Source organism: Xanthomarina sp. (assembly GCF_035306705.1).
Taxonomy (GTDB): Bacteria; Bacteroidota; Bacteroidia; order Flavobacteriales; family Flavobacteriaceae; genus Xanthomarina.
Map to the genome: position 1 here is coordinate 1 of NZ_DATGNO010000174.1, position 9,875 is coordinate 9,875.

The window sequence follows — 9,875 nt, forward strand, 5'->3', positions numbered from 1 at the left end:
TACTCTAAGTCACGATTTGAATCGCTGGTGGGCGAGTATTCGTGGGAAGGAAGATCCGTATTTGAAGGTAGGCTCTGTAAATGATAGAAGTACGAAGGCCGATAGTGAGTATGTCTGGGCTTTGCGTGATATCAATTTTGAGGTGAAACAGGGCGAGGTGTTAGGAATTATTGGTAAAAATGGCGCAGGGAAATCGACTTTACTGAAGATCTTATCTCGTGTGACGATTCCCACTACGGGAGAGATAAAAACCAAAGGACGTATTGCGTCTTTATTGGAAGTAGGGACTGGGTTTCATCCAGAGCTCACCGGACGAGAAAATATTTATTTGAATGGGGCTATTTTGGGTATGACCAAAGCCGAAATAAAAAGTAAGGAAGCAGAGATTATCGAGTTTTCTGGTTGTGAGCGTTATGTAGATACCCCAGTAAAACGCTATAGTTCTGGAATGCGGGTGCGTTTGGCCTTTGCCGTAGCTGCCTTTTTAGAACCGGATATTTTGGTGATTGACGAGGTGTTGGCCGTTGGAGATGCCGAGTTTCAGAAAAAAGCTATAGGGAAGATGCAGGATATTAGTAAAGGCGATGGGAGAACGGTGCTGTTTGTGAGTCATAATATGGCAGCGGTGAAAAGTTTGTGTACCCGCGCTATCGTTTTCGAACATGGGAAAACGGTTTTTGAAGGGGGTACGGATGAAGCTGTGAGTTTTTATTTAAAAAATAAAGAAGATAGGTTAATAACAAATCTTCCAGTTAAGATGGTTAACGGGGAAATCTTAGATTTTAAAGTTCTAGATTTTATGGGAAACCAGTCTAATTTATTATTAGGAGAAAAGTGTGTTTTCGATTTAAAGCTAAAAATTAAGAAGCCTGAATCTATTAAGATAAATATACGATACCAATTATTTGATAAAGATGAAAACTTGATTACTACTTTAAATACATATCATTTAGAAGCTAATAAAATGATTGAATCAGAAATTCAAAATTTTATTTGCACGATTGATAAATTAAAAGTAGCACCTGGAATTTATGATATAGGATTACAAATTCTAGACTTAAATGCACGAACCACCGTATATCAAGAAGACTTTTTTAGTGAAATTACTGTTGAAAGTGGAGATGTATTTAAAACAGGTAAGTTGCCATCTAGACAGAATTTAGGAGTGTTTTTGTCTGAACAGTCTTGGGAAATCCACTAAAAAATATGATATCACATAAGCATAAATTTATATTTATTCATATTCCTAAATGCGCAGGCTCTAGTATAAGGGATTTTTATTTTGATACCCCAAAGTTGGATTGGCGTCAACCGAATTATGAATTGTTATATGGTTGGTGTCCTGAAAGACGAATTCATCTACAGCATGCAACACCGAAGGAATTAATTGAAACTAATTTAATTCAGAAAGATGTATGGGATGAGTATTTTAAGTTTGCTTTTGTACGGAATCCGTGGGGTAGGGCTTATTCAGATTACAAGTGGATTATGTTGGATTCTAAGGTAAAAGATAGTTTTAAAAATTTTATACAAAAAAAAGGAGCTTTTGAAAAATTACTCAATGATAAAAGTGTAAAAGAGTACAGAGGTGATCATTTAAGACCACAAATAGAATATTTTGGTGATAAAGATTATCCATTGGATTTTATAGGTAGGTTTGAAAATTTACAAGAAGATATTAATAAAATAAATGATATTTTAAATATTGCACACTCATTTAATGTGCATTCCAAAAATAATACAAAAAATAAACTTTCTCACTACTCTAAGTTTTATACAGATTCTAATAAAAAAATTATAGACAATGTCTATTTAGAAGATATTGTAGCTTTAAATTATAGATTTGAGGATTTTAGAAGTGGATTTGATAAGTTTAAAAAACTATTTTAAGCAAGTAGTATGAAAAACACTTCTTTTATAGTTATTGTTACATATAATGGCATGCGTTGGTTAAAGCAGTGTCTAGATAGCTGTGAGGAGTATCCAGTAATTGTTGTAGACAATGCTTCTACCGATAAAACTGTTTCCTTTATAGAAACCCATTATCCACATGTTACATTATTTAAGCAAGTTTCTAATTTAGGTTTTGGACAAGCCAATAATCTGGGCATCAGTTACGCACTAGAACAAGGAGCAGAGTATGTGTTTTTATTAAATCAAGATGCTTATTTGCATGCTGGATGCATCGATTCATTAATTGAGGTGCATAAAAGAAATCCAAAGTACGGTATTTTAAGTCCTATTCATCTAAATGGCGAAGGTAGTGCAATAGATGATAAATTTTTAATGTATCTAAATAGATATAAAGTAACAAATAAGCTTTTTACTGACGTATTTACAAGTGGCTTTTTAAATCTTTATGATATTGAATTTGTGAATGCAGCTGGTTGGTTAATTTCACGTGAATGTATTGAAAAGGTAGGTGGATTTGACCCGATTTTCTTTCACTATGGTGAGGATAGAAACTACTGCCAGCGTATAGCGTATCATGGTTTTAAGTTAGGTGTAGCGCCTAATATATTTATTTACCATGATCGTGAGAATAGAGTAAATAAAAAGAATAAAAAACATTCAGCGAACTATTATAAAGAGTTTGAAAGATACTTGAAAATAGACTGGGCAGATGTAAACTTTGATGAATTTGATGAAAAATATGATGCTCGTGCTCGGTATTTGTTAAATAAAAAAATTAGAAACTTGATGAAGTTGAGGTTTAACGAAGCGAAGGATTGTCATGTCAAACGTAAGATAATGCTTAAGTTAAAAGAAAATATTAAGCAAAGTAGACTTATTAATACTAATAGCTTAAAGCCTTATATATAGAGTTGTGAACGTATCTGTTATTATCCCAGTATACAACGCAGCCGCTTTTTTGGAAAGAGCCGTTAAAAGTGCTCTAATACATAAAGAGGTTAAGGAAGTTCTATTGATTGAGGATGGATCAAAAGACAATTCATTACAAGTGTGTAAGCGGTTGAGTGAACAATTCGAAGTTGTAAAGCTTTTTCAGCATCCAGATGGCCAAAATCTAGGAGCAGGAGCTACAAGAAACCTTGGAATACTAAATGCAACCCAAGAATATATTTCTTTTTTAGACGCCGATGATTACTTTACAGAAATTCGTTTTAAGAAAGAGAAAGAAATATTTAAAAACCATACCGATGCTGATGGTGTCTATGGGGCCATAGGAGTGGAGTATATTGATGAAACTGGAGCAAAAGCATGGCAAGCTAAGGGGCATAACGAAACAATGCTCACTACTGTAAACAAAGAAGTTGACCCAGATCACCTCTTCGAGTTCTTAATTGGTTATAATAAGTTTGATGGTTATAAAGGATATTTTCATTTAGATGGTTTTACTGTAAAGCGTAAAGCAATACTAAAGAATAAACTATTTTTTGACTCTTCACTACGTCTACATCAAGACACTGCATTTTTTTGGAAATCGTCGTATTTATTAAGGTATTATACAGGAGAGTTTCAAGAGCCGCTTGCAATACGGGGTATTCATGCAACCAATCGTTTTATCCATGCTAAGAATTTAAACAAAAGTAGAAGTAAAATGTATAGAGTTATGCGAGAATGGTCTATGGACAATAAGTTAGATGATAATGTAATTAAGCATTTTGATAAAATATTTTTCAAATATTTTATTTCATCTAAGCCGAAAATTGAAAAGCCGTTCTTTTATTTAAAGATTCTATTAACTGATAAATACATTAGAGGTGATTTTGGTAAACGACAACTTAGGTTTATATGGAAGCAATTAAGGTAATTAGGTGTAATATTTCAATACTCTTTATTTGATACTTGATATAAGTCAAAAACCAACCCTCCAAAACTTATAAACTTTCAATTATTTCTCGGCGATTTTAAATCCTTTTCACCACAATTATTTTCCATTATTTCATCTTTAAATTTCATAGGATAATTTCTCGTATTTTTTGGTGCTAAAATGTATGGTGTCAGAGAGGTGGTTGGTGAAGCCTTTCCAATACCGCTTTTTCAAATTGGAGATTATAAAGCGTTAGCAGAAAGTTTGATTAAAGTTTATGATAAAGAATTTAATCTGCAACATATATGTGATTATTCATCAAATAGATATAAGTATTTTACAGTAGAGAAACTAGTTGATAATTATTTGAGGATTCTTGGTGTTTAGATGAGAAGTATGTAGAATGATGTTACATAAGTTACTATAAAAAAGTGAGGTTTTTAAAACAGAAGTCATATTAATTACTAATCTAAACTTTTTAAATTTATTGTAGATAATACCTTTTCATTAAATAGGTTAACTCCTTTTTGGTTTAAATGGTGGTTGTCATAAAAATGTTGGGTATCATTAAGGTTCATCATTTCATTGAAGTTATAATATTTACCGTAAGTATTCATAAGACTATCATAATACTTAGGATTTGTATAACTTGAATATTGATTCTTTGTAATTGGAGCAAATACTAAAATTAAATTAATTTCTTTTTTCTTTATTAATTCAATATTACGTTTGAATGCATCTAGTTGTTTTTCGTTTAAATTAAGTGCTTTATTGTTAATCTTATTTGGTTTGTAGTAGCTAACTTCCTTTTCTATATAACCTCCTGGAATATAGATGTCTTTCCCCTTTTTTAATGGTTCTTTAAATGAGTTGTTTAATTTCAGCAATTCCCTAATAGTTGCATAAATAAGAGTATTATATGTGAGTATATGGTTTGTTCTAGTTGCCATTTGAATTGAATATATATCATTTTTATCATTAGAAACAAGATCTAAAGAAGACTCTACGCCATCGGAAATTAGTGTGGATGGAAACACTTCATAAATGACTGTTTTAGGACTAACTTTCTCTAAGTATCTTTTAAGCAGTGCTTCTGTTTGAATAGGAGTTTGTGCACTTGAGCCTAAGTTGAATGTTTTTAATCCATTGTTTTTAAAGATTCTTGTGTCAAAACCTCTATAACAATGTGACGAGCCTAAAAAAAGAATGTCAATATCCTGAACGTTTTTAATTTCCTTTAACCTAGTATTCATATGGCCATAAGCCCCTAGTTTATAATTTATATTCGGTTCTAATTTGCTCAATCTGTAGCTGCTACCAAAAACAAAAAGAGCCAATACGTAGAATATGGATGCAAACAGTGTAAATAAGAAAATAGTATAAATAAACTTTTTCATAGAAATTTTAAAATTGGAAATAAATAAAAGGAGTTTCTTCGGTTTGCATAAACATTCCAATTAAAAATAGTATGGATGCGTAGAATATCCATCTCAATGGTTTTTTCCATTTCTCAGCTATATCTTCAATAGCAAATTGTCCTTCTCTACCACGCCATTCTATTAATACTAAGATAAAAATTAATGTAATTATAGTTTTAACCTTCGTTTGACTAATATATCTTGGATAGGTAAAAAGTGACGAAGAAAAAATTTCTGAAATATAACTTATGGCATGTGTTAGATTTTCTGCTCTAAAGAATATCCAAGCAATAACGGTTAGCCCAAAAGTTAGTAGCATTAATAAAAACTCTTTAGTGCTAGGAAGGTACTTTCCTTCGGCAACAGTATCTAAGTTTTTTCTATTATTTTTAGTTAATAAAATGGGTAGAAAATAAAGGGCATTTAAGGCTCCCCAGATTATAAATGTCCAATTGGCACCATGCCAAAATCCGCTTACTAGAAAAATAATAAATACATTTCTCACTTTTAACCAAGTTCCGCCCCTGCTTCCACCTAGGGGAATATATAGGTAGTCTCTAAACCAGGTAGAAAGAGATATGTGCCAGCGTCTCCAGAACTCGGAAATGTCTCTTGAAAAATAAGGAAAAGCAAAGTTTTGTTTTAAATCAAAGCCGAATAGGCGAGAAGTTCCAATGGCTATATCGGAGTATCCAGAAAAATCCCCATAAATTTGAAATGTGAAGAAGATTGCTCCTAATACTAAGGTACTGCCCGAATGCTCTGCTGAATTATTAAAAATTAAATTCGCATAGTGTGCGCAATTATCTGCAATGACTATTTTTTTGAATAAGCCCCAAAGGATCTGTCGCATTCCATCGACTGCTTTGGAATAATCAAAATGTCGTTTAGAATAGAATTGTGGTAATAAATTTGTAGCACGTTCAATAGGACCAGCAACCAATTGAGGAAAGAAACTTACAAAAGCAGAAAATGCGATAAAGTCGGTAGTTGGTTCAAGCCTCCTCTTATAAACATCTATTGTATAGCTCAAGGTTTGGAAGGTGTAAAAACTTATACCTACTGGGAGTATGATATTAAGGGAATTAGCATTTATTTCAGTTCCAAAAAATGAGAAAGCAGTTTTAAAGTTGTCTAAAAAAAAGTTATAGTATTTAAAGAAACCTAGAAAGCCAAGGTTTACCACTATGCTGAGCCAAAGCAGTGTTTTTCGTTTGCTTTTATTTTTGTGTTTGGTTAATGCTATTCCGATGGAATAATCGACTATGGTGCTAAATATAATCAAGGATAAAAAGCGCCAGTCCCACCAACCATAAAAGACATAGCTAGCAATAACAATTAGAAAGTTCTGAAGCTTTAAATTTTTATTTGCTACAAACCAATATAGTATGAATACTATAGGTAAGAAGATTGCAAAGTCTATAGAGTTAAAAAGCATTCATTGTTTTCTTAAGTTGTTTCAATTTGTAAAGAGATATGGTTGCTAATATATAAAAATCTTGTTTGCTTTATCTTATTATATTGGAATCCTGTTTTTGCAGGAATGACAATTAGAGTGTAAAAGACAAGCACCCCTTTTTTTAACTGATTGTTTAATCTTTAGTTTTTATAGGTTAAAATAGCTATTAATCTGCTTTTAAGGAGTATAGTGTCGTATTTTTTGCTGTTTTCGAAAAAATGATTGGTAGAACGTTATAAACATCCACTATAAATATATTTAAATTTATTCCTAATTAAAAACCTCTTAACTATTGAATTTACTAGTGTTTTGGGAGGATGTGTTTCTTGTTCAAGTATAAGACTATTGCAAACAAAATGTTTATAAGTTTTATTTATACTTTTTTGATTATTTTTTATTTTTATAAAGCAAAGGTAATAGTGCCTGCGCCACCTGATAGTAAGGGTGTCATTTAAATTCTTTTAATATGGTTCAAATAAAAACCATAGCAAAAAGGAACCCTCAGGACCTGCAAGCTCCAGAGAAGTTTTATGCACAACCTGTGTATTCAGGAAGTGTAGACTTAAATGAGCTAGCTTACTTTGCTTCTAAGCAGAGTACGGTAAGTAAGGCAGACTGTTATGCGGTTATTATTTCTTTATTAGAATTAGTAACCTATAACCTAAGTGAGGGTAAAATTGTCCGAATGGGAGATTTGGGCATTTTTAGAGTTTCTGTAAGCAGTCAAGGGCAAGACTTGGCGGAAGATCTTACAGTAAGCGCCATAAAAAAGGCGAAAATATTATTTTCGCCCGGTGCTGATTTGAATGCTATGCTGAAGTCCTTAAAGTATTCGAAAGTACAAGGGTAAGTAGATGCATTCTAGCTTCTGAAGGCCTCGAGTAAGTTGTCGCTTACTTGGGGCTTTCTTATATGTAAAAATATAAAATAAATACATAACAAGAGTTATGTTGGGGATAAATTGTTGATAAAAAAACATGTTAAGACCTTTTTTTTTTACATGCATTTTATCTCACCAGTTCCATGAACTACTCCCACCGCATCCAAACAACATTGCCATCGGTTCCATTTCTAACTCGCACCGGTTCCATTTTTTTTGGGGTTTAAGGCTCTCTTTTAAGGCTAGGTCTATTTATATAAATAACAGCTTTTTTCTCTGTTTTTTAAGGTCTATTTCCTGTGACTTTGTATATTAGTCGGGTAAACGTGCCTTATGCAAGATCAGCCTTTAGTTTCTATTATTATTCCTACTTTTAATCGCGCGCATCTTATTGGTGAAACGCTAGATTCGGTATTGGCACAAACTTACCAGAATTGGGAGTGTCTTGTGGTGGATGATGGGAGTACGGATGATACGGAAACTTTACTTCAGGATTATATTGTTAAAGATTCTCGCTTTCAATATCACAAACGTCCAGATACGCATTTACCAGGTGGTAATGGCGCTCGTAATTATGGGTTTGAGGTGAGTAAGGGGGAGTATATTCAGTGGTTTGATAGTGATGATTTGATGATGCCTGAGAAAATAGAAAGATCTGTTTTTGAGATTAAAGATAAAAATAAGGATTTGGTGGTTAGTAATTTTAAAATTTTTGGAAGACAGGCTAAAATACTTTCATTGAAATTTGATGATTTATTGAAATTTCAGATTGCGTATGGTACAATAAATACACCTATGTGTTTTTTTAAAAAAGAGATATTAAAAGAATATGCCTTTGATGAAACATTAGTCCGTAGCCAAGAATTTGAGTTTTTCACAAGATTATTTGGTACTAAAATTATTGATTTTTCAATCATCGAAGAACCTTTGTGTAAAATTAGGTCACATCAGGATTCAATAACAGGTAAATTTGAGAAAGGAGGAGAACGTTATATAGATTCTATGCTTTTTGCGAAATTAAGTGCTGTTAACTATTCTGTAAATCTCGATTTGAAAACTCAAGAAATTGTAAAAGAGCATTTTGAAAAGGCCTTATGGAAATCATTAATATTTAGACATAACGAATTATATTGGAAGTATTTAAACTTATATAGCAATCAAAGTAAAAACATGAAACTGTTTAGAAAATTTAAATTGAGCTTATTAGCTTTATTCTTTTTCACATTTAATAGGGGCGGGAAAGTAATTAAAAAACAGTTTTTTAGTTAAAAGTAAATTATCAATATGAGTCCATTAGTTTCTATTATAATTCCAACATTTAACCGGTCAGACTTCATTTCTGAAACTTTAGACAGTGTTATCAAACAAACCTATCAAAACTGGGAATGCATTATAGTAGATGATGGTAGTACTGATGATACCGATGAAGTGTTACAAACATATTTAGATATGGATGCTAGAATTAAATACTTTCAACGTCCAAATAACTATGGAGCTGGAGGAAACGGTGCTAGGAATTATGGCTTTCAATTAAGCCAAGGCATGTATGTAAATTGGTTTGATAGTGATGATATTATGGCACCCGATTTTATTGAAGCCAAAATGCAACCGTTTATTTCTAACCCAGATACGGATGTTGTTTTTTCAGCATTTGAAAATGTCAATGAAAAAGGTAAAAGAACCCGAATTGCCAATCAAAGTTTTAGTGGGATTATTTTAGATGATTTGGTAGACGGACACGTGTCATTTGGACCTTTATCATTTATGATACGTAGAGATAAATTAGAACATATTCAATATGATGAAACATTAAGAAAGAATCAAGATCTCGATTTTTTCTTTCGATTTTTTACCTCAAACGATCAGTTGAAAATCGTCCATATCAATAAAATACTTTTTACAGTTCGTGCTCACCCTGGTTCCATGTCTTATCGTTCCGATAGAGATATTTTGAAAATGGCTTCTATATATAAAGTATATCTAATGGTTTTAAACTATTTTGAGGCACAAAACCACTCAAAAGGTATTGATAGATATAAATACAGATGTTTAAATAGTTTAAAAGTGATGCTACATAATGGATACTATCGCGAAGTAATTAATAGATTATTTTCGTTTCCGTATCTAAACAAGTTTCAAAAAACCTATTTGATGGGTTGTATTTTATCTCAAGTTTTGATAAATCGAGGAGCAACCCAATTTGTTAGAGTCGGTTCAAAAACCTCGTAATTAAATAATAGAAATACAAGAAACGACAATTTCAAATAAAAGTACTAGGCAATCTAAAACAGTAATACATGGCATTTAATATCAAGAAAAAATTACAAGTCTATATCAAGGACC

The 9,875-nt window shown here is 32.0% G+C and carries 9 protein-coding genes; 7 read left to right on the plus strand and 2 right to left on the minus strand.

Annotated features, from left to right (window positions below; all coding sequences use genetic code 11):
• The 4 genes from VKY47_RS13965 to VKY47_RS13980 all read left to right on the plus strand — a co-directional run.
• On the plus strand, positions 1 to 1,201 hold a 1,201-nt coding region (locus VKY47_RS13965), incomplete at its 5' end, for an ABC transporter ATP-binding protein (RefSeq protein ID WP_324313457.1).
• 5 nt (positions 1,202 to 1,206) lie between these two features.
• Positions 1,207 to 1,890 carry a sulfotransferase family 2 domain-containing protein gene (locus VKY47_RS13970; protein ID WP_324313458.1) on the plus strand — a complete coding sequence of 228 codons (684 nt, stop codon included), beginning with the start codon at positions 1,207 to 1,209 and terminating at the stop codon, positions 1,888 to 1,890.
• Between the two features lie 9 nt (positions 1,891 to 1,899).
• Positions 1,900 to 2,823 carry a glycosyltransferase family 2 protein gene (locus VKY47_RS13975; protein ID WP_324313459.1) on the plus strand — a complete coding sequence of 308 codons (924 nt, stop codon included), beginning with the start codon at positions 1,900 to 1,902 and terminating at the stop codon, positions 2,821 to 2,823.
• 4 nt (positions 2,824 to 2,827) lie between these two features.
• On the plus strand, positions 2,828 to 3,775 hold the full coding sequence (locus VKY47_RS13980; RefSeq protein WP_324313460.1) for a glycosyltransferase family 2 protein: 948 nt from the start codon (positions 2,828 to 2,830) through the stop codon (positions 3,773 to 3,775).
• Between the two features lie 464 nt (positions 3,776 to 4,239).
• Here the strand turns inward: VKY47_RS13980 and VKY47_RS13985 are convergent, their stop codons facing one another.
• Positions 4,240 to 5,172, minus strand: a complete 933-nt coding sequence (locus tag VKY47_RS13985; protein ID WP_324313461.1) for a hypothetical protein — start codon at positions 5,170 to 5,172, stop codon at positions 4,240 to 4,242.
• A 7-nt stretch (positions 5,173 to 5,179) separates the two neighbouring features.
• Positions 5,180 to 6,631: an MBOAT family O-acyltransferase gene (locus VKY47_RS13990; RefSeq protein WP_324313462.1), complete on the minus strand. Its 1,452-nt coding sequence runs from the start codon at positions 6,629 to 6,631 to the stop codon at positions 5,180 to 5,182.
• A 487-nt stretch (positions 6,632 to 7,118) separates the two neighbouring features.
• Between VKY47_RS13990 and VKY47_RS13995 the strand changes: the two genes are divergently transcribed.
• From VKY47_RS13995 to VKY47_RS14005, 3 genes are all read left to right on the plus strand, one after another.
• Positions 7,119 to 7,502, plus strand: a complete 384-nt coding sequence (locus VKY47_RS13995; protein WP_324313463.1) for an HU family DNA-binding protein — start codon at positions 7,119 to 7,121, stop codon at positions 7,500 to 7,502.
• A gap of 363 nt (positions 7,503 to 7,865) precedes the next feature.
• The gene (locus VKY47_RS14000) at positions 7,866 to 8,801 is read left to right on the plus strand and encodes a glycosyltransferase family 2 protein (protein ID WP_324313464.1); all 936 of its coding nucleotides are present in this window, start codon (positions 7,866 to 7,868) and stop codon (positions 8,799 to 8,801) included.
• Positions 8,802 to 8,816: 15 nt separating this feature from the next.
• Entirely contained in the window at positions 8,817 to 9,761 is a 945-nt protein-coding gene (locus VKY47_RS14005; protein WP_324313465.1) for a glycosyltransferase family 2 protein, read from the plus strand.
• Positions 9,762 to 9,875: the final 114 nt, after the last annotated feature.

What these genes read in the sequence shown, in the direction of transcription:
- VKY47_RS13970 (WP_324313458.1), top strand. Translation starts at nt 1,207, where the DNA reads ATGATATCACATAAGCATAAATTTATATTTATTCATATTCCTAAATGC.
- VKY47_RS13975 (WP_324313459.1), top strand. Translation starts at nt 1,900, where the DNA reads ATGAAAAACACTTCTTTTATAGTTATTGTTACATATAATGGCATGCGT.
- VKY47_RS13985 (WP_324313461.1), bottom strand. Translation starts at nt 5,172, where the DNA reads ATGAAAAAGTTTATTTATACTATTTTCTTATTTACACTGTTTGCATCC.
- VKY47_RS13990 (WP_324313462.1), bottom strand. Translation starts at nt 6,631, where the DNA reads ATGCTTTTTAACTCTATAGACTTTGCAATCTTCTTACCTATAGTATTC.
- VKY47_RS13995 (WP_324313463.1), top strand. Translation starts at nt 7,119, where the DNA reads ATGGTTCAAATAAAAACCATAGCAAAAAGGAACCCTCAGGACCTGCAA.
- VKY47_RS14000 (WP_324313464.1), top strand. Translation starts at nt 7,866, where the DNA reads ATGCAAGATCAGCCTTTAGTTTCTATTATTATTCCTACTTTTAATCGC.
- VKY47_RS14005 (WP_324313465.1), top strand. Translation starts at nt 8,817, where the DNA reads ATGAGTCCATTAGTTTCTATTATAATTCCAACATTTAACCGGTCAGAC.